Source organism: Streptomyces sp. NL15-2K (assembly GCF_030551255.1).
Taxonomy (GTDB): domain Bacteria; phylum Actinomycetota; class Actinomycetes; order Streptomycetales; family Streptomycetaceae; genus Streptomyces.
The window spans coordinates 1,837,929-1,856,138 of sequence record NZ_CP130630.1 but is presented as its reverse complement, the minus strand read 5'-3'; the positions used below and the strand labels follow the sequence as shown (position 1 = coordinate 1,856,138).

Below are 18,210 nucleotides of genomic sequence, written 5' to 3'. Positions count from 1 at the left end.
ACCCTTAAAGATCTCTAGATGAGTAACCCGGCATCACCAGAAGGTGTGTGATCAGGTGGCGGTGAATTCGTGGGCGGGACCGCCGCGCCGTTCCACCCACTGCGGGTCGTCCATGATGGCCTCGGGATCGGCGATGCCAGCGCCTTCAAGGAACACGACCAGGTCGTGGTCGCTGTAGGCGGTGCCGAGGACCTCATCCCGGCCCTGGCGGTGCACGGTGACTCTCCGGCCGCCCGTTCCGACGGGCCGGTGCACGATGATCGGTGCGCTGGTCACGCCTCCCAGCGTGCCCTTGGCGGGATCTCGGGGCGAGCCGGCCGGGGCGGTCAGGGAGTGTCGCCGCCCCAATCCCAGCGGGTCGGGTCGCCGGGGCGTGGGTCGTACAGAGCCCGCCCGTCGGGGCCGAACTGTCCCAACTCGGTCTGGAGGGACACGCCGGTGTCGACTTCCGTCTGCGTCCAGCCGGTGATGTCGAGCAACAGGCCGTCCAGCGGCCCGCCGACCAGCTCGGCGTAGAGCCGCTCTGGCCGCGGGCCAGGGTGGTCGTAGTCGGCGCCGTAGACCCGGCGGCGCAGCAGCTGCTCCTCATCACGGTCCATCCGCTCAGCCTGGCAGCCGCCGCTGACAGCCCGGGTCACGCGAGGCCGTAGGCCGTCGTCTTACACAGGCCGCTCAGACCGACGGATGGGCGGCCTAGCGATCTTCGACGATGAAGCACGCTCGCTGGTAGAGCTCGTCGAATGTGATGATCTCGATGTCCTGGATCGATGTCCGGTACAGCTCGAAGGAGTTGATCTTCTCGGGGTTCACGGCACCGTTGTGAGTGAACTCGCGCAGACTGCCGATCACCACGACCTGCCGGGGCCGGGTAGTGGACAGTTCGACGCCGGTCGGGGTGCCGTCGTCGTCGTAGAAGCGGGTGAGGAACTCGCGGGAGATGAGCTGCTGGGCCTTGCTGGCGGTCTTCTGCACCTGCGCCACGCCGCCGCCCAGTTCTTTTGAGGCCTGGTAGACGCCCGCGCGGTACTGGGTCTTGGCGAGCAGCTCCGTGTCGTGGGTCTTGATTTCACAGAAGAGCATGCTGCTGATCAGGCCCTTGGAACGCATGATGGCGTCGATGCGTTTCCCGGCTCCGCCGAAAATGTTCGCGCCGGTGGTGATGCGTTCCAGCTTGCCGTCGCCGATGGATTCGCAGGCGATGAGGTTGAGTCCGTAGCCGAAGATCCACTGGTTCGCCTCGAAGAAGGCCTGCCAGACCGCCTCCGCCCCGCGCGTCGTTGCCAGGCTCTCCTCCTGCTGGAAGTAGTCCCGATCGGTCAGCAGCCGCTCGAACCTCTGGAGCTGCTCTCTGCGGTTGCTGATCAGCCGGATGTCCTCTTCGGTGAGCCCACCCCCAATCGCAGTCCTGACCGCGCCGAGAACCATCGTCCGGTCCTGGCCGGCCAGCAGCTGGGTCAGTTGGCCCTCGTCCCCGGCCACGAGCTGGAGGGAGCCGCCAGGCGTGCTCAGCCCCGCACAACCCTGGAGGAAGTTGATGACCTTCCAGAAGTTCTCGTGGACATCCCCGGTGTCAACGAGCGCCTTGACAGCCCGGGTGGCCCCGGTATCGGGCACCGTATACGTGGCGGAGACCTCCCCTGCCTTCCTCTTGTCCTTCTTCCACAGCTTGATCCTCGGCGTGAAGGTGTCGCCCTTCTTGATGATGGTGACGCTGCACAGGGTGGCCACCTGGGGGCGGTCGTCGAGGACGAAGTCGGTGATCATCCGGCGTGCGCGGGTGTCGTAGAGGTAGTGGAACCCGCTGCTGTCCTGCGCGGCACGGATCTCCAGATCGGCGAAGTCCCTGCGGGTGACGTCGAACTCGGTAGTGGAGAAGGAGATGCGGAGACCGCGAACGATGGGGGTAGCGGGTGCCGCAGCCTCAGTCCGCCAGTCCGGTGGGATGTTGGGCAGCGGCCGGGTATCGCCTTCGACCACAAGGTTCTGGACGTCGGTGCGTCCGAGCTGGCTGAGCAGGGGTTCCAGTGTCCGCCAGATCACCTCCTTCATCTCCGGGGTGCAGGCGGGCTGGAGCTCGCGCTCCACGGTCAGGACTGCCTCGTAGGTTGCCGCCGTCCAACCGTCACCAGGCATGGGGTGGAAGAAGCCACCATCACGGCGCAGGGTCAGGACAGCCGTGCGCAACAGGTCACATGCGGGCTCCTCGCCGGCGCAGTCCAGGAGGCTGTAAGTCTGCCCGAGGACCAAATCGAGCTTGCCCGTGTCGTCGTCATTCAGCGGCAGCGAGACCAGCGGTCCCGTAGGCGGAAGCCGGACCGGCGTGTAGATAGGGCGGCCCGAGAGGAACTCGTATGAACGCAGACCCCATCCGTCCGGTGCCAGCAGCCGGTTCAGCTCCTCAACCTGCTTCATCGCCTCCTCGACACCGGCCGCGACCTCGGGATGGACCGTTCGCGCCAGGAAGGCGAGCAGCACCTCGTCCGGTCCGTCGAAGAGCTCCAACCGGGGGTCCTCGAAGATCCAGTCGTCGTCCAGGTCTTCGTTGTTAATCCGGTGCTGTTGGATGTCAGCGCGGACAGTCGGGAGCCGGCTGTTCTCGGGGGCAGGCTGGTCCAGGTCGTAGAGGTGCTCCAGGAACGTGACCTCGTCCAGTTTCCCCCACCAGGGGCTCGATATCTCGCGCAGGTAGTTGAAGATGTCGTGCCGCGTCACCGATGTGATTGATGGCTGCGGATGTGCCGGAGCGGGGTCACTGGACGTCATGTGTCTCAGGATGAAGGGCAGGGAAGCCAGGTACCGGCAGATCGAGATTTTTCCCCTCCTCCCAGACGAGACGTCAGGCAGAGTGCCGCAGGTCCGGGGGCCCCTCCCGCCCGACCACGTCGACCATGGCCTTGTGCGGGGTGGGCGGGAGCAAGGGGTGCAGGGTGTCCCAGGCTTCGTCGACGCGGGCTTCGCTCACACATGCCTGTTTCGGTGCAGACACATCGCGCAGCGTAAGCGACCCGGCGGTGAGCAACTACGGAGTTTCCCCGGGCTACGTGGAAGGCATAGCCGCATGACCTGGTCCTTGCCCGAGCCGATGCTCACCGTGGCCGCGGACAGCCCTGCGCTGTCCGCTGGGCGGGCCGCGGAACCCAAGTGGGACGGCTACCGTGCTCAGCTCGCCGTGTACGCGGGCGGGCGGGTGCTGCTGCGCTCACGGCGCGGCACGGACATGACGGCCTCGTTCCCCGAGATCCGGGCGGCGGCCCTGGCGCAGCTGCCGGAGGACACTGGGCTGGATGGCGAGCTGGTGGTGTGGGAGCGGGACCGGCTGGCGTTCGAGCGGCTGCAGCAGCGGCTCGCCCGGCGCGGGGCAGCTGCCGCTCAGGCGGCACGGGAGTGGCCGGCGCACTTCGTGGCCTTCGACCTGGTCCACCGAGGCGACGACCTGACTGGCTGGCCGTACGCCCGGCGCCGTGCGGCGCTGGAGACGCTGTTCGCGGAGCGCGGCCTGACGGCACCGTGGGTGCTGTGCCCGTCGACGACCGACCCGGCCGTGGCGCGGGAGTGGCTGTCGTGGACTGCGGCCGGGGTGGAGGGACTGTGCTTCAAGCGGCTGGAGGAGTCCTATCGCTGGGGTGTGCGGTCGTGGCGGAAGTACAAGGTGAGGGTCACCACGGAAGCCGTGATCGGCGCGGTCACCGGGTCGCTTGCCGCGCCCCGCACGCTGTTGCTGGGCCGCTACGACCCGGCGAGCCGCCCGCGGTACGTCGGCCGCAGCACCACCCTGTCCGGGGCCGCCGGCCGCGCTGTGGCCGACCAGCTGGCCCCGCCGCGCGGCGTGCATCCGTGGACGGGCTGGACGTTCTCGGCAGGCTGGGGAACGCAGCGCACCCTCGATGCCGTCCTGGTGCAGCCGGAGGTCGTGATGGAAGTCGACGTCGACGTCGCCCGCGACAGCGCCGGACGGTGGCGGCACCCGGCCCGCCCCCACCGCATCCGCGCGGACGTCGACGTGGCGGAGGTGCCGCTGTTCGGCGAAGGCGGCGCCCTGTAATGAGTCAGGGCCGGGCCGTGGTCGGCTCCACGGTCGGGCCGGCCACAGCGGCCGCGGTGAGCTGCTGGCGCAGGTCCAGGTAGCAGCGCAGCCGTACGCCGGGCTGACCGGCGTCCCGCGTCGTCTGCTCCGCTGTGGCCGTCGCCCACCGGTCGGCGAGCAGCTGCTGGAAGGCGAGCGCGGTGGCGTCGTCGGCGTCCGCGACGTCGACGACGAGCAGGCCCGGCTCGCTCACGTGCGTCTTGTGGATCGGGTCCATGTACGGCACTACGCCCGGTCACCCCGGGAGAGTTCCGCCGCTGCCGTGTCTTCACCCGACCGAGTGGCAGGCCGTCAGGGGATGTCGCCGCCTCAGTCCCAGTGGGTCGGATCGCCGGGCGCGGGTCGTCGTCCTAGTCCACGTCCTGCCGCGCATCAGCTGGCGCGTCATGTGACGCCCAGGTGCTGGCACCCGTGCGGCGGTGCCTCCCGGCCGAAGGTCGCGAACCCGCCCTGGTCCGTGAGGTCCAGGGCGAGTTCGGCGTGGGCCCTTGAGGGGTGCCGGAGGGGTCCCGGCGGTAAGCGACGTTGCCGGTGCCGGCTTACGCGCGGTGGAGTTTCCAGTCGCCGACGTTCTGGGCCCGGTTGTAGTAGGCGTTGGTGCACACGTCGTACTTGCTGCCGCCGGCGGTTCCGTGTCCGTTCGTTTCCAGGAAGCCGCCGTTGTCGCCGTAGGTGTTCCACAAGTGGATCACGTCGCCGGGCCGGACGTGCTGGTCACCGGGGCTGGACGCCTGGACGAAAAGGCGCCAGCGGCCGGTACCGGGGGCGCGGTCCTGGTCCTTGGACGTCGAGACGTTGTACTTGCCGCCGCTGTTCTTCTGGTCGGCGATCGCGTGCCCGTTGGTGTCGAGGTAGCCGCCGTCACCGCCGTAGAGGTTCCGCAGGTAGACCAGGTCCCCGCTGACCACGTTGGCACCCACGGCTTTGCCCTCGGCGGAGAGGATCTGCCAGGTTCCGGTGCCCTCTCCCCGCGTGGGCGAGTCCGCCGTCGACACCCCGTACTTCGCCCCGCCGTCGCTGCTGTGGCCGTTGGTGTCCAGGTAACCGCCCGCCCAGCTGTTGTAGCCGTTCTGCAGGTGGACCTGGTCGCCGTACTTCAGCTCGTTCGCCATGCTTCTCCCTTGGTCAACGGAAGGCACGCGGACGGTTCCCGCCCCCGATGGCCAGGTCATCCCCCCGCAGCTATCCGAGTGTCACCGTCTCGCCGCAGGCCCTGACCTGCTCCGGATGCCAAACCGCCCGTGAGGGGGGCACTGGAAGCGCAACCGCGGTTCACAAGAACCAGGGGCGCGCAGAACTACGGCATCGTCCGTCCCGAGGCGATCTGGGCCGATCTCGCGGCAGCGGTCTGAAGATCCCTCCGCTGCCGCTCGGCTGCCCGTCCATCGACGCCTAGCCGAACGGCAAACCGAATCGTTGACACAGATCAGCTGAACAGTGACACAGCTGAGTGTGCCCACCTGGGGAAACGGGGGGTTGATGACACAGGCCAGCTCCACTGTTCAGGCCGGGCGCGGGCCACGATCTGGCCGTCGGCGGCCTGGAGGCGGGCGGTCTTCGTGTGGCCGTCGCACCATCTACCGGGCGTCGCCGTCGTTACGTTCTGCGCTGCTCACGAGTGCGCGCGATGTATGGTCACAAGCGTCACGCTCCGCCCTCGAATCCCGCCCGGAGAGGCTCACGGGATCCAAGAAGCGGACATAAGGGAACATATTCAAGGCGGCGTGACACTTTTCCAGGGGAGCGTGACAGGCAGTGTCACACTCACGCTCTGTCAGCGTGACACCTTGCCGAATGAGACGGTCCCCCTCGATCGAGCAGCAGATCTGCTTCACATACCCCGGACCGAGATCATCTGATCCACGGCTTTCTGAACCTTCGGCAGGAACGCTGCGATGGTCTCGCTATTGGGTTCCTCGCCGAGCAGGTCCAGAGCGGTCGCGTGAGTGAGGACGATGTCGGGCTGGTAGACCAGGCCTGCGGCCCACACGTCCAACTCCGCTTCGGTGCCCCCGTCACCCGGACCGTAGTTGATGTACAGAACGGGGAGCTCAGCGGAAGAGTCCAAAAGGGTACGGATGTCTGTGACGGTAACCTGCGGCGCTGGCCTGTCGACGGTCGGTTCCATGGTGTGACGCTCCTCCGGCTGATAGTTGAGTCAGCCTATGTCCGCTGCGGCGGTCAACCCGATGGGATCGGGGAGGGCCGGGGCATTGCGGAGGGTGAGATCAGCTCTGCCCGGACCGGGCGCGGGCGAGAAACGCAGCGAGTTCGCCGGTGGCCTCGGGGTCAGCGGCGGCGAGCCGGGCCGCGAACGCCAGCTGGTCGACGTCGGCGCCCGGCGCGAGGTGCGCAAGTTCGGTGAGCAGTGCGGCATGGGCGAGCAGATGCGTCGGCAGCAGATCGGCGGCGGCCGCGCGGACGGCCGGATCGGCATAGTGCCCGCGGTGCGCGGCCAGGGCGTGGGCGAGCCAGGTGTCGACGTCCTTCTGCATGTACGAGCCGGCCCGCCGGGTGAGTTCGTCCCGGACGGCTTCGTCGCCCTCGCGGGGCTCGGTCTGCTCCAGCGTGCCGAGCTCGCGCAGCGCCTGGAGCTCATCGGCGCGAACGGCGATCCGGGCGGCTTCACGCAGCTCGGCTTCCCGGGTGGCGGCGGCCGCGGCGTCGGTGGCGAGCTCCGCCTGGACGACGTCGTCGGCGTCCGGGTCGTAGACGGTGCCGGAGGGAGCGGCGGCGAGCAGCTGGTCGATGCGCTCCCATTCCGCGAGCTCCGCCCGGCCGCGTTCGTCGTCGGCCAGGTGCTCGTGGCGGGAGTCCTGGCGCGCGTCGAAGCGGGCGTCCTCGAGGGCCGCCGCGACGGCGGCCGCGTCCATGCCCTTCGCGCGGCGGCGGACCACGCGCCGGCCGATGCGGGCGTGGTCGACCGGCTCGCGGGGCGCGGCCGCGCGGGGAACGGGACGGCGGGCAGCGTGCCGGGGCGGCCAGGGGCTGCTCATCAGGGCCTCGCATTCGGCGTGCGGAATAAGGTGCGGGCCGCCGCCAGAGCGCTGTACGACGGCCCGCGAATATGAGCCCAAGCACGGTAGTTGTCACCGGCAGAGCAGTTGAGCTGGTGAATGAGATCGGGCGAATCAGGCTGGTTGTCACCAGTGAGGCACGCGTCTTGCCACAAGTGCTCTTTCGGCAGCCTTCCTGTCACCAGTAGCGAAGATCTCAAGCCGCAGGCTGTCTGAGGCGATGGACAGTCTGGTTGATGGGGCGCCTTGAAAATCCCCAACCCCTGCTCGGGGTGCCATCAGACCTGCTCGACGGATCTCCCCACCCATTCCGGGCCTGTCCTGGGACGGGACACCAATGGCGAGGGACCGCCCGATAGCCCGTCAGGGTCCGGGTGGTGTCTAGGGCCTGTTTCAAAAGCCTGCCTCGTGCGAGCGGTCAGTCGGCGGAGAGGATGTCGGCAAGACTCACAGCAGGGCGGCCAAACATGTTTGTCAGCGTGCGCTGCTGGCGCTCGGTCAAGGTGGCAACGAAGATCACTGCGTCAGCTTTGACCTGGTCACAGGCCTGAGCCACCTCGCGGACCTTTCCGTAGCTCAGCAGAGTCCGCGAGGAGTAGGGCAGGCCCATCTTCTGGACCCCGCCGTCCGAGACGCCTCGTCGTTGCACGATCTGCACGACGACCCGAGCGCCGTGCGCTGCCAGTTCCGTCGCTGCCGACGCCATGAGCGCTTCGAAGTCCTTCTGCTTCGCAGAGAAGTAGCCAACCAGGACCACATCAGCGCCCACGGCTGTGAGCCGGAACGCCTCACGCTGGGCCGGCTCCGACGGCGCACGGCGAGCCAGGCGCCGGTCGCGCCTTCGTGGCTAATGCATGCGCCACAGGCTAAATGTCTGGCTACCTGCAGCGATACCGCATTTCTCGCTAACCGAGGCTGGCGAGCAAGGTCAGAGCCACTCGTTGATGACGGCGATGGTGACGGTGGCCTCGTAGCGGACGGCGAGCTTGTCGTATCTCGTGGCCACCGCTCGGTGGCGCTTGAGGCGATTGATCCCGCACTCGACAGCGTGGCGCTCGCGGTAGTCGTCCTTGTCGAACTTCGGCGGACGACCGCCGCGGGCGCCCAACTTCTTGCGGTTGCGGATCTGGTCGGACTTCTCCGGGATCGTGCAGCGGATTCCGCGTTTGCGCAGGTAGTCGCGGTTGGCTCGGGACCCGTAGGCCTTACCGGCCCGCACCCGGTCCGGTCGCCAGCGCGGCCTGCCGACGCCTACGCGGGGTACCCGGATGCGCTCCAGGACCGGCTGGAACTGGGGACTGTCGTGCCGGTGGCCGGCGGTGACCAGGAAGGACAGCGGCTTCTGTCCGTGCTCGACCGCCAGGTGCACCTTCGTGGTCAGTCCACCGCGTGAGCGTCCGAGCCCGTGGTCGGCGGGCTCGACTGCGACTCCGCCGGGTTTGTCTCGCTGCAGATCCCCCTTTTGCGAGCTCCGGCGGCGTGCTGATGGGCTCGCGCGACGGTGGAGTCAACGCTCACGTCCCAGGTGATCAGGCCTTTCGCGTCGGCCTCGGCCTGCAGTTGGGTGAGGATCCGACTCCAGGTGCCGTCGCGCTGCCAGCGACGGAAGAGTCCGTAGACGGTCTCCCACTCGCCGTAGCGGGCGGGAACGTCGCGCCAGGGGGCGCCGGTTCGCGTACGCCAGCGTATGCCGTTGATCAGCTGCCGCTTGGACCAGACCGGAGGCCGTCCCGGCTTCTTGCCCGCCGGTAACAGCGGTTCCAGTCTGGCCCATTGCTCGCTCGTCAGATCTCCACGCCCCACGAGTGGATCATGGCAGACCTTGATCCACTTATGAAACAGACCCTAGTTGCACATGCCGTAGCGGCATGTGGTGTCGTCGAGGGCACCACAGCACGAAAGGCCCTGTCTGCGATGTACCCCTCCGCCACGCCTCCCCGCGAGGTCAAGATCGGCGATGCCGCCGCCTTCGCCGGAACCACCCCGCGCGCCATTCGTCACTACCACCAGATCGGTCTGCTGCCGGAGCCCGAGCGAGGCGGAGACGGACGCCGCCGCTACGGCTACGACGACATGATCCGCCTGCTGTGGATCCGCAAGATGTCCGAGGCCGGCATCAGCCTGGACGACATGCGGGCCGCCTTCGACGAAGCCCGGGACGTTGAGGACGTCCTGGGCCGGCTGGAGGAGACCCTGGCCGCCCAGGAGGCCGACATCAAGCGTCAGCGCGCGGCAGTCCAGCGCCTGCGGGTCGTGGGCAGCCCACTGGGCTTGCTCTCCCCGTTGGTCACGGACCGGCTCAGCCACCTGCCTTCTGGCGCACTGCGCCCCTCCGACCTGGACGCCCTGCTGGTCACGGAACGGATCTTCGGGCCGCTGGGAGCCGCAATTCAGGCCAGCGTGTTCATCACCCTGGCGACCCATCCCGGCCTACGGGCCGAGGCAGACCGCCTCGACGCGGCCGACGCCGCCCTCGATGACACCGTCGACCCCCACGACCCGCAGGTCGAGGAACTCGCCGCGCAGCACTGCGCCCACCACAAGGCCCTGCTCCAGGCCATTGAAGCGGCCGGACTGGACGTGGCCGAGGAGAAGCTCTTCGAGATCTACGACGCCGAGGCGAGCGGCGAGGAGGACACCCAGATGAGTGCCTTCGAAGCGGTAACCAAGATGCCCTATGGCTTCTCCGCGGCCCGGACGCGGTGCATGGAACTCACGGCACGGCTCCTTGACGGGGACCTCTCCGCAGGCAGCTGATCGCTGGTGTGGCCGTGCGTGAGGATCCCGGTGTCGGCGTACGACTTTGACTCCCCAGCGGCGTACAGGTGAACGTCCCCAGGTGCTGGTACGTGTTCGTGACCAGACCTCGTGAGGTCACAAGATCGTCTACGGCAGGCGGGTTGACTCAGGAACCCGACTCGTCCCTGCCCGACTCGCCTCGCGGCCCGAAACGTCTCGTGCATCAGGCCGCCGATCTGGCCACGGCAACCGCCCAGGCGATGTACAGGATGTTCACCACCAGCCGAGCCACTGCACCGGCCGGCCGTTCCAGCAGCCGGGGCAGGTCCGGCCGCGCGCGTCGCAGCGCGTCCACGTGGGACACCAGGTAACAGGTGATCAGGAGGGCGGCGGCCCAGCCCCCGACCGGTCTACTGCAAGGAACCAGCACCAGTGCACCCACCATGACCTCCGCCGACCCGCTGACGGCCACGAGGAGCCGCTCCCGGCGGAGCCAAGCGGGTATCAGTCTGAGGAAGTAGCCAGGGACGAGGAAATGCAGGACCCCCGTGACGACCAGGAACACCGCCAAGGCGACGGCAGCGATAGCGTGCATGGCACGATGATCCGTTCACCTCGTGACTGGGCACTTGAACAAAACGATCGCCGCATCGTCTTCGCCTCCGGCACCGAAGCGACGATGTTCGCCGAATTTCGCCCGTTCCGCGTCGCCCAACACCGGCTGCCCGCGTGGAAAGCCGTGCTGCCGATCGGCGGCCACGTCGAACTCCGCCAGCCAGGACGGCCCTTGGTGGCGGCGCCCGGGCTGATCGTTCCGCCCCAGCTGGCCCACACCTGTGCGGCGACCTCGCCCTACATCGCCCTGTTCATCGACGCCTGGCTGTTGCCCTCCTACCCGGAGCCGATACGGCTCGATGCCGGCGAGGTCCGCCGCCTGCTCGCCGCGCTCGGCACCACCGATTCCGACGGCCCCGACACCGGTGTGGACCTGACCGCCGGATACACCGAGCTGCGGACACTCGCCGGGTGCCCCTCCCCACTCGATCCGAGAGTCGCCCACGCTGTCGACCTCTGCACGCTGCGCGATCTGGACATGCCCATCACCTCCATCGCCATCGAGGTCGGCCTGTCGGCCCCGCGGCTGCGTGCCCTGGTCCGCCAGGACGTGGGCATTACGCTTATCCGCCTGCGCCGATGGGGCCGGCTCCGCACCGCGATCGCCGACCTGCCGGATTCGACCGCCGCCCTGGCCGCAGCCACCGCAGGCTTCGCCGACCAGGCCCACCTCGCCCGTACCGCAAGGGACTTCATCGGGCGTACGCCTGCCTCTCTGCGACGCGCTGAAGCCTAGGGGCGCCCTTGCCAGCCCGACATGCCCGCCCCTGAGAGATCCGGCGAGCCCCGGCCCTCCCTGATGTACTCGACCGCCTTCAGGACTTGGGACGTATGGCTGTACCTGACTGGCCGCGTTCAGGTGTACGCCGACACCCGGATTGGCCACCGACACGAAGCCAGCGTCTCGACGTCTCGACACGGCCGGCACACTCCACGAGCGGGAAACCCAAGCCGACGACCCGGGCCACGCTCCTTGAAACTCCCCACTTCGTTGAACACCAGAGCGAGTGATGCGAGGAGCATCCCTGGCCGTTTTCAAGAATCCCCATCATGGTGGGGGGCTGATGGGGACGAGGCGTCCGGCTCGGTACAGGACCTCGTGCACGAGCCCGCTGTCGGGTGATCTGATGCGTCACTCCCGGCGCCAAGCGGCACCGGCCCGGCTTGCAGTGTCGACCTTGGCGGGAGGGCGGTAGCGGCTGTCGGATCCGCCTGCCGCCCCCCGCGCTCAGGAGGCGTGTCGGACCGGTTCTGCTCCGCTTTGGATCAGGAAGTCGGTGAGTACTTGGGCGAGTCGTTCGGGCTGGTCCTCGGGGATGAGGGTGGACGAGTCGGCGATCTCGATCAGCCGGCCCTGCGGGTACAGCTCGGCCAGCCGGGGGCCGTGCTCACGCGGCATCAACCGGTCCTCGGTCGCCCAGACGACCAGTACCGGGCGGTCGAAGTCACGCAGTCGCTCGCTCCAGGCGAGCAGGGTCTTGCGTTCGGGTGCCCCGGTGGCGAATTTGGCGAAGTCCCTGCGGATGGCCCTGCTGCGGGTGGCGGGAGCGAACCAGTCGTCCATGATCTCGTCGGGGACCCCACGCAGGCTCATCCCGCCGTATCCGCCCCGGCTGTGACGGAAGGCGGGAACGCGCATGAGCCGCGTCAGGAGCCAGACGCCGCCGGGAACCCTGCACACCTGCGCCATGGCCTTGGCCGGCCCTGGGGGAAAGTTGTCAAAGGCCTCGCAGGCCACCAGCACCAGGCGCGCGATGTGCTGGTCCTGCCCTTCCGACACCAGGAACTGGCCCCCGCCCCAGTCATTGAGTACGAGGGTCACCCGCCCCAGACCGAGCCCCTCGATGAACTCGCCCAGGAGCCGGGCGACACCGCGCTGGGACAGGTCGGCATCCGGGTTCATCGGCTGACGGTGACCACCCAGGGGCAGCGTGGGCAGGACGCAGCGGTATCCGTCCAGCAGCGGGACCACCTTGCGCCACTGGGTCTCGTTCATCGGTAGACCGTGTCCGAACACCAGCACAGGCCCCTCACCGCCGGTGTCCTGGTAGTCGATCAGTCCGGACGACAACTCGATCCTCGGCATCCCAGCCTCCACTTGATAGATCGTTCTACTGTAATCTTGGAGGGGAAAAGGGGTGGAAGGCAATGGGACAGTCGGACACGCGAGCCAGGATCCAGGGTGCCGCCACGGTGCTGTTCCGCCGACACGGCTACTCGGCCACCGGCCTGAAACGGATCGCGGCAGAGGCGGACGCACCGTTCGGCTCGATCTACCACTTCTTCCCCGGCGGCAAGCAACAACTGGCCGAGGACATGATCCGCACGTCCGGAACCGAGTACGGCCGAATGGTCCTGGCTCTGCTGGACAGCGTGCCGGATCCGGTGGAATCCCTCGTGCACGCATTCGAAGCGGCCGCAGATGACCTTGCAGCGGCCGACTATGCCGACGCGTGCCCGATCGGGACGGTGGCCCTGGAGGTCGCGAGCAGCAATGAGGTGTTGCGGGTCGCGACGGCGGAGGTTTTCGAGGAGTGGGTCGACACGGCGACGCGATGGTTCGGCCGTTGGGTGGCCGAACCGAAGACGGCGCAGTCCCTCGCGTACTCGATGGTCATGATGCTGGAGGGTGCTTTCATGCTCAGCCGGGCTACCCGTGATCCGGAACCATTGCGGGTGGCCGGCCGATCGATGGCCAAGTTGTTGCGCACAGCCATCACTCAGGTCGGCGAGGACTGATCTCGAACAGTAAGAAGGACAGCCCGTGCATGAGTGGCGCACAGGTTCACGGCCGACTCCACGTGCTGGAGGACCACTGCACCGCCGCAAGAGCGTCGCCGCCCCGAGCAGGCCTTTAATTCCGCATGGTCAGAACTGGAAATCTATCGACCGTACGTGCGTGAAATCCGCTCGGAGCCCGTCGGCGCGGGTGCCCCACTCCGTGAAATACGACTCCGTGATGGCCTCCGCGACGACCGGATGCAGATCCTCCTCCGTCGCACCGGCCTCCTGCAGGCGGAGGATCTCAGCGGCGTAAGGGGGCGAGATCGGCCTAGTGATGGTGCGCTCGCGGCCGTCGTCCGAGCTGCCCGTGCAGGTGAATCCGAAGTAGGCCGTCATCTCCACCATCATGCCGCTGGAGGTCGCCGCCCGTTCCCGCGCCTGTGCCCTGACCTGCGGCTGCCACTGAGATTCGGTCTCCTCCACCAGGGCCGCCCGCAGCTTCTTCTGAGGCTTCGTCTGCTGCCCGGCGCGGTAGCGCTGCGCGGTGCGGATCGAGACGCCCAGCTGTTCGGCCAAGGCCTTCGTGGACTGCTTGGCGCGCGTGTAGAGGAATTCCATCTGAGCCTTCGCAGATTTCGGCGCGGGCCGAGTGAACACCTTGCGCTCCGCCCGCTTGAGGGCGACCAGGACCCTGTTGCGGCGCGGGGCCGGCGGCTGCGTGTCGTCGCTGTCGATCATGCATCCAGCAGACACCCGTTCCCCTGTGGACAGATTCTGCGGCCGGGCGCCCCACCGCTGCGGGTGGGGTTGATGTGATGGCGCAGCACAGTTGGCAAATCAGCCTGCTTGTGGGCAAATGGACTGGATGTCACCCTGCCGTTACTCTGCGGAGCGATCAGTTGTGACGGTCTACTGCGAGGGTTCTGTGGGTTGGTACTGGCGTCAGGGGTGAGACGACGCTGACTACCCAGGGTTCCCTTCGTCCCGCTCTACGTGGGGCTCAAACTGTTGGCTTGGGGCTATCTGGCTGCAGATCGTGGTCGGGCTGCCGTGGAGGGATGAGGCGAACCTTGTCTGGTCTTGTGAGGGTGTTGCGGGTGCGGCGGTGGAAGGCGAGAAAGCCGACCAGTGCGGCCGCGGTGAACCACAGGAGCTGGATGGCGAGGTACTTGGGCACGGGAGTGGCGGAGAACCCGGCTCCAGTGCTGGCCTGCATGGCGCCGTAGGAGGGCAGGTAGCGCACGATGGAATCGTCTGAGCTGGAGCTGTACAGGGGGTTTTGCAGTGCGAGGTCGATGACGCTGGTCATCAGGATGGCGAACATGCCCTCGACCTCGCGGCGCAGCAGGGAGCCGAAGGCGACGCCGAGTGCGCCGTAGGTCAGGCCGGCGCAGAACAGTGCGGTGGCGAAGACGACTGGCTGTTCGGGGGTTCGGAAGGCGCAGGTGAGGGTGGTTGCGTAGGCGGCGACGGCGGCTGAGGCCAATGCGAGGCCGGTGATCTTGGCGAGGACGAGATGGGTGCGGGGGTAGCCGGCCAGGGCCAGGCGTCGGTCGAAGTGGCCGCCGGTGAAGGTGGCCGCGAACATCATGAACCCGATGATCAGCGTGACCGCGTTGAGGACTCCGGTGATCTCGGTGATTTGGTTGCCGCCGGGGGTCAACACCTCTCCGGTCGCCCGCAGCCGGAAGCGGATCTTGGTGCTAGGTACGGACAGGAACGCCAGCGCGGCCCACGTGGGGATGAAGAGGGCAACGAGCACCATGGCGAACCGGTTGCGCAGATGCTCGATCAGCGCGTAGCGGGTGGCGGTCGCGAAGAGGGTGAAATGGCGGCTCATGCTGCCCGCTCCGTGGTCCGGTCGTGCAGGAGGCCGTCGTCCAGGCGCCACAGGACGTCGAGGCGTTCGGCGTCGTAGGCGAGATGCGAGACGACGAGGACGGAGCGGCCGTCCTCGCGCAGCAGGGTGGCCAGGTCCCAGAAGCGTTGGTAGGTGTCCCAGTCGAATCCCTGGTAGGGCTCGTCCAGCAGCAGGACCTGCGGGTCGTGCATGAGGGCCAGCGTGAGGTTCAGCTTCTGCCGGGTTCCGCCGCTGAGCACACCGGCCCGCTCGTCGACGTACTCTCCCAACTGGAGTGTTTCCATGACCTGTTCCGCCCGCCGAAGGTCCGGCAGGGCATACGCGTTCTTGAAGAAGTCCAGGTGCTGACGGACGGTGAGGACGTCGTTGAGAACGACTGTCTGCGGACAGTAACCGAACCTTCCGTGGTGACGGACCGTGCCGTGGCCGGGGCGGAGTTCACCGGAGAGGATCTTCAGCAGCGTGCTCTTGCCTGCCCCGTTCTCCCCGACGATGCCGGCCAGCACACCCGGCCGCAGTTCCAGGTCGATACCGCGCAGCACCACGCGCTTGCCGTAGGCGTGGTGCACATCGCTGACCTTCATCGAGCCCCCTCCCCTGGGACTTTCACCGAGGGATCCTCTCCGCGGCGTGCGGCTTTCAACGAGCCGGGAACGGCGAGGGCACGGCCTCCTCCCAGCTTGGAGGGGCTTTGGCCGGCAAGTTCATCCGATGAGGTGCATTCATGACGACTGCGCCCGGCCCGTCAGCGACAAAACCGTAGGTTTCCGGCGTGACCAGCTTCTCTTCCAGCCCCGCCGCACAGGTTCCGCCGCAGGCATCGCGTTCCGCCGTCGATCCGGCGCCGTTCGGCGCCCCTCACCCGTCGGCCAGTGCGGAGGCTTGGTACCTCATCGGGCATCTGCGCGACGAGGACGGCGACGTGTACAGCTGGATGATCAGCATCCTGAAGCATCCCGACGTGCGGGATCGCGCCGCCGTTCCCGGCTACGGCCTGGTGTGCACGCACTCCGGCCCCGCAGGTGTCCGCCACGGCGCCTGGATCTCGCCCACCATGCTGGATGCGGTCCGCGAGTCAGTTACCGGCGACGCGGCGATGGACCCCTGGGTCCGCACAGCGCTTTCCGAAGCCCTGGCCGAGGGCCCCCTGCTCCCTGAGCGGTTGCTGCAGAATCCGGTGAAGGAGTTGGCCTACACACTGGACATCACCCTCGGCGACCTGGCCGCGCTGCGCCAGGAGGAGAACGGCGACTACCGTCTGTCCTTCCGGAACGGGGACCAGTTCGACCTGCTCCTCACCGCGGCCAAACCGGCAGTCCCGCAATTCGATGCCCAGGGACGGTATCCCGGGCGGCTGCCCACCGAAGCGGACGCGATGACCTCGCACTTCCTGCCCCGGCTGCACACCCGCGGAACCCTGCTCACCAAGGACGGTGTCCGCAAGCAGGTAACGGGAGATGCCTGGTTCGAACAGGATTGGGGCACGAGCTACTACGCCGTCCAGCGGGCGCCCGGCACGGCGGACCACACCTGGCAGTGGACGGGACTCCAACTCGACAACGGGTGGGAGATCAGCTGCATCCACGCACGCAACACCGATCCCCTCACCGGCGCCGCCACCCTGGAGTTCGCCCGCGCCACCGCCGTCGCTCCCGACGGCAGCGTCGCCCACCACGACCTGACCTGGCAGCCCACCCGCCACTGGACCTCGCTGGCCACGCTCAACACCTACCCCACCGCAGTGCGCGTGAGCGTGCCGGCACTCGGCCTCGACGTCGAGGTCGCCGCCCCCACAGCCGGACAGGAGATCCGCACGCTGATGGTGGGCCGCGCATTCTGGGAGAGCCCCGCCACCGTGCGCGGCACGATGGGCGACATGCCCGTGGCGGGGACGGCCTTCGTGCAGACGTTCCCGACCAACACCATCGGCGACATCGAGAACTACATGCGCCGCAGCCACGAGATCGCCCGCGCGGAGGCCGCCGCCGTATACCCGGCCGATCCCGCCGACCGCACCGCCGTCGAACTGCTCACCGGCACCGGCCACGGAACGGACCTGGATCCCACCGCGCACCCCCGCCTCCACCAGGCCGTCGTCGCCCCGGTCCTGCACCTGCTGGACAACCCGGGGCGCTCGTGGCGCCCGTACATCTCCGCAACCGTCCTGTGCCTCCTGGGCGTCGACCCCGAGCCCTACCGTCCCCTGACCGCCCTCACCGAACTCATGCACACCTCGGCCCTGATCATCGACGACATCCAGGACGGCTCCCCGACCCGCCGCGGTGCACCGAGCGTCCACGAGGTCTTCGGCACCGCCCCGACGATCACCGCCGGCACCCTCGGCTACTACACCTTCGATCCCCTCATCGGGCGCGTGCCGCAGCCCGACCCGCAGACGCTGCTGCGCATCTACCGGCTCTACCTGCGAGACCTCCGCGCCGCGCACGCGGGCCAGGCCCTCGACCTCGCCGGACACCACACGGCGTTCGACGAAGCCGTCGAGACCGGCGACCCACGCACCCTCCTGGCCCAGATCCGGACCACCCACCGGCTCAAGACCGGCATGCTCGTCCGCAGCACCGCCGAGATCGCAGCCATTCTCGCCAACGCCGACGACGCACAGGTCCGCGAGACCGGCCAGTACTTCGAGAACGTCGGCATCGCCTACCAGATCAGCGACGACGTCTTCGACCTGTACGGCCAGTGCAGTCCCGATGAGTACCGCCGCGGCCTCGCCGTCCGCACCCCCGCCGAAGACCTCCGCAACGGCGCGGTCACCTACCCCGTGGCCCACGCCACCGGCCTCCTCGACAAAAACGACCGTCTACGCCTGCGCACAGCCCTTCACGCGCGCACCGACGCCGGCGCCGCCGAAGCATCCGACTTGCTGATGCACAGCGGCGCCCTCGATGTCTGCCTCACCGAAGCCCGCGAACTCGTCGACCACGCCTGGCAGCACCTCGACCCGCTACTCCCACCGACACTGCACAAGGCGATGGTCCGCGCCCTCGGCTGGTACGCCGCCCAACGCGTATCCGAATACGACCCGCACCCACCTGGTCCCCGCACCCTCATCACTCCTCCACGCTGGTGATCACTGTTTGCACGCGTCGGATCCGGCCGCACATCGCCGGACCCCCGCGCGTGTTGCTGTGACGCCTCCGACCGGG

At 68.1% G+C, this 18,210-nt stretch carries 20 protein-coding genes; 5 read left to right on the top strand and 15 right to left on the bottom strand.

The window, feature by feature from the left end; all coding sequences use genetic code 11:
* Positions 1–51: 51 nt before the first annotated feature.
* The 4 genes from Q4V64_RS07845 to Q4V64_RS07830 form a co-directional block, all read right to left on the bottom strand.
* Positions 52–276 (bottom strand): hypothetical protein, encoded by a 225-nt coding sequence (locus Q4V64_RS07845; RefSeq protein WP_124444038.1) that lies wholly within the window; start codon positions 274–276, stop codon positions 52–54.
* 50 nt (positions 277–326) lie between these two features.
* On the bottom strand, positions 327–599 hold the full coding sequence (locus Q4V64_RS07840) for a hypothetical protein (RefSeq protein ID WP_124444039.1): 273 nt from the start codon (positions 597–599) through the stop codon (positions 327–329).
* A 94-nt stretch (positions 600–693) separates the two neighbouring features.
* Positions 694–2,712, bottom strand: a complete 2,019-nt coding sequence (locus Q4V64_RS07835; protein ID WP_253267314.1) for a Shedu anti-phage system protein SduA domain-containing protein — start codon at positions 2,710–2,712, stop codon at positions 694–696.
* A 124-nt stretch (positions 2,713–2,836) separates the two neighbouring features.
* Complete coding sequence (locus tag Q4V64_RS07830) at positions 2,837–2,962, bottom strand: hypothetical protein (RefSeq protein ID WP_301184588.1); 126 nt, start codon at positions 2,960–2,962, stop codon at positions 2,837–2,839.
* A gap of 96 nt (positions 2,963–3,058) precedes the next feature.
* On the opposite strand from Q4V64_RS07830, the gene Q4V64_RS07825 reads away from it, so the two are divergent.
* Positions 3,059–4,042, top strand: a complete 984-nt coding sequence (locus tag Q4V64_RS07825; protein ID WP_124444041.1) for an ATP-dependent DNA ligase — start codon at positions 3,059–3,061, stop codon at positions 4,040–4,042.
* A gap of 4 nt (positions 4,043–4,046) precedes the next feature.
* Here Q4V64_RS07825 and Q4V64_RS07820 read toward each other — a convergent pair whose 3' ends face one another.
* The 6 genes from Q4V64_RS07820 to Q4V64_RS07795 all read right to left on the bottom strand — a co-directional run bounded on the left by Q4V64_RS07820 (position 4,047) and on the right by Q4V64_RS07795 (position 8,904).
* The gene (locus tag Q4V64_RS07820) at positions 4,047–4,301 is read right to left on the bottom strand and encodes a DUF6207 family protein (RefSeq protein WP_253267315.1); all 255 of its coding nucleotides are present in this window, start codon (positions 4,299–4,301) and stop codon (positions 4,047–4,049) included.
* Positions 4,302–4,623: 322 nt separating this feature from the next.
* Entirely contained in the window at positions 4,624–5,196 is a 573-nt protein-coding gene (locus tag Q4V64_RS07815; RefSeq protein ID WP_124444042.1) for a hypothetical protein, read from the bottom strand.
* 719 nt (positions 5,197–5,915) lie between these two features.
* Positions 5,916–6,212, bottom strand: a complete 297-nt coding sequence (locus Q4V64_RS07810) for a hypothetical protein (RefSeq protein ID WP_124444043.1) — start codon at positions 6,210–6,212, stop codon at positions 5,916–5,918.
* A gap of 100 nt (positions 6,213–6,312) precedes the next feature.
* Entirely contained in the window at positions 6,313–7,080 is a 768-nt protein-coding gene (locus Q4V64_RS07805) for a hypothetical protein (protein WP_253267316.1), read from the bottom strand.
* 439 nt (positions 7,081–7,519) lie between these two features.
* Positions 7,520–7,870, bottom strand: a complete 351-nt coding sequence (locus Q4V64_RS07800) for a hypothetical protein (protein ID WP_303709282.1) — start codon at positions 7,868–7,870, stop codon at positions 7,520–7,522.
* A gap of 159 nt (positions 7,871–8,029) precedes the next feature.
* Positions 8,030–8,904, bottom strand: a protein-coding gene (locus Q4V64_RS07795; RefSeq protein ID WP_303709281.1) for an IS5 family transposase whose coding sequence is annotated in 2 segments (ribosomal slippage) — positions 8,030–8,557 and positions 8,560–8,904 — 873 coding nt in all. Because the reading frame shifts where the segments join, the coding sequence is not laid out codon by codon here.
* A 111-nt stretch (positions 8,905–9,015) separates the two neighbouring features.
* Between Q4V64_RS07795 and Q4V64_RS07790 the strand changes: the two genes are divergently transcribed.
* A complete protein-coding gene (locus tag Q4V64_RS07790; RefSeq protein WP_124444048.1) occupies positions 9,016–9,858 on the top strand; it encodes a MerR family transcriptional regulator in 843 nt (280 codons plus the stop codon).
* A 205-nt stretch (positions 9,859–10,063) separates the two neighbouring features.
* Here the strand turns inward: Q4V64_RS07790 and Q4V64_RS07785 are convergent, their stop codons facing one another.
* Positions 10,064–10,435, bottom strand: a complete 372-nt coding sequence (locus Q4V64_RS07785; RefSeq protein WP_148100390.1) for a hypothetical protein — start codon at positions 10,433–10,435, stop codon at positions 10,064–10,066.
* A gap of 84 nt (positions 10,436–10,519) precedes the next feature.
* Here Q4V64_RS07785 and Q4V64_RS07780 point away from each other — a divergent pair, with 84 nt between their 5' ends.
* The gene (locus Q4V64_RS07780; RefSeq protein ID WP_253267319.1) at positions 10,520–11,191 is read left to right on the top strand and encodes a helix-turn-helix domain-containing protein; all 672 of its coding nucleotides are present in this window, start codon (positions 10,520–10,522) and stop codon (positions 11,189–11,191) included.
* Positions 11,192–11,683: 492 nt separating this feature from the next.
* Here the strand turns inward: Q4V64_RS07780 and Q4V64_RS07775 are convergent, their stop codons facing one another.
* Positions 11,684–12,541, bottom strand: coding sequence for an alpha/beta hydrolase (locus Q4V64_RS07775; protein ID WP_124444050.1), 858 nt, complete (start codon positions 12,539–12,541; stop codon positions 11,684–11,686).
* A 107-nt stretch (positions 12,542–12,648) separates the two neighbouring features.
* Between Q4V64_RS07775 and Q4V64_RS07770 the strand changes: the two genes are divergently transcribed.
* A complete protein-coding gene (locus Q4V64_RS07770; protein WP_253267320.1) occupies positions 12,649–13,194 on the top strand; it encodes a TetR/AcrR family transcriptional regulator in 546 nt (181 codons plus the stop codon).
* Between the two features lie 129 nt (positions 13,195–13,323).
* Here Q4V64_RS07770 and Q4V64_RS07765 read toward each other — a convergent pair whose 3' ends face one another.
* The 3 genes from Q4V64_RS07765 to Q4V64_RS07755 all read right to left on the bottom strand — a co-directional run bounded on the left by Q4V64_RS07765 (position 13,324) and on the right by Q4V64_RS07755 (position 15,624).
* Positions 13,324–13,917 carry a terminal protein gene (locus Q4V64_RS07765; RefSeq protein ID WP_124444052.1) on the bottom strand — a complete coding sequence of 198 codons (594 nt, stop codon included), beginning with the start codon at positions 13,915–13,917 and terminating at the stop codon, positions 13,324–13,326.
* Between the two features lie 262 nt (positions 13,918–14,179).
* Positions 14,180–15,019 carry an ABC transporter permease gene (locus tag Q4V64_RS07760; protein ID WP_124444053.1) on the bottom strand — a complete coding sequence of 280 codons (840 nt, stop codon included), beginning with the start codon at positions 15,017–15,019 and terminating at the stop codon, positions 14,180–14,182.
* Positions 15,016–15,624 carry an ABC transporter ATP-binding protein gene (locus Q4V64_RS07755; protein ID WP_172629498.1) on the bottom strand — a complete coding sequence of 203 codons (609 nt, stop codon included), beginning with the start codon at positions 15,622–15,624 and terminating at the stop codon, positions 15,016–15,018. The genes Q4V64_RS07760 and Q4V64_RS07755 overlap by 4 nt, the downstream gene beginning before the upstream one ends.
* A gap of 188 nt (positions 15,625–15,812) precedes the next feature.
* Between Q4V64_RS07755 and Q4V64_RS07750 the strand changes: the two genes are divergently transcribed.
* Positions 15,813–18,134, top strand: a complete 2,322-nt coding sequence (locus Q4V64_RS07750; RefSeq protein ID WP_124444054.1) for a polyprenyl synthetase family protein — start codon at positions 15,813–15,815, stop codon at positions 18,132–18,134.
* Positions 18,135–18,210: the final 76 nt, after the last annotated feature.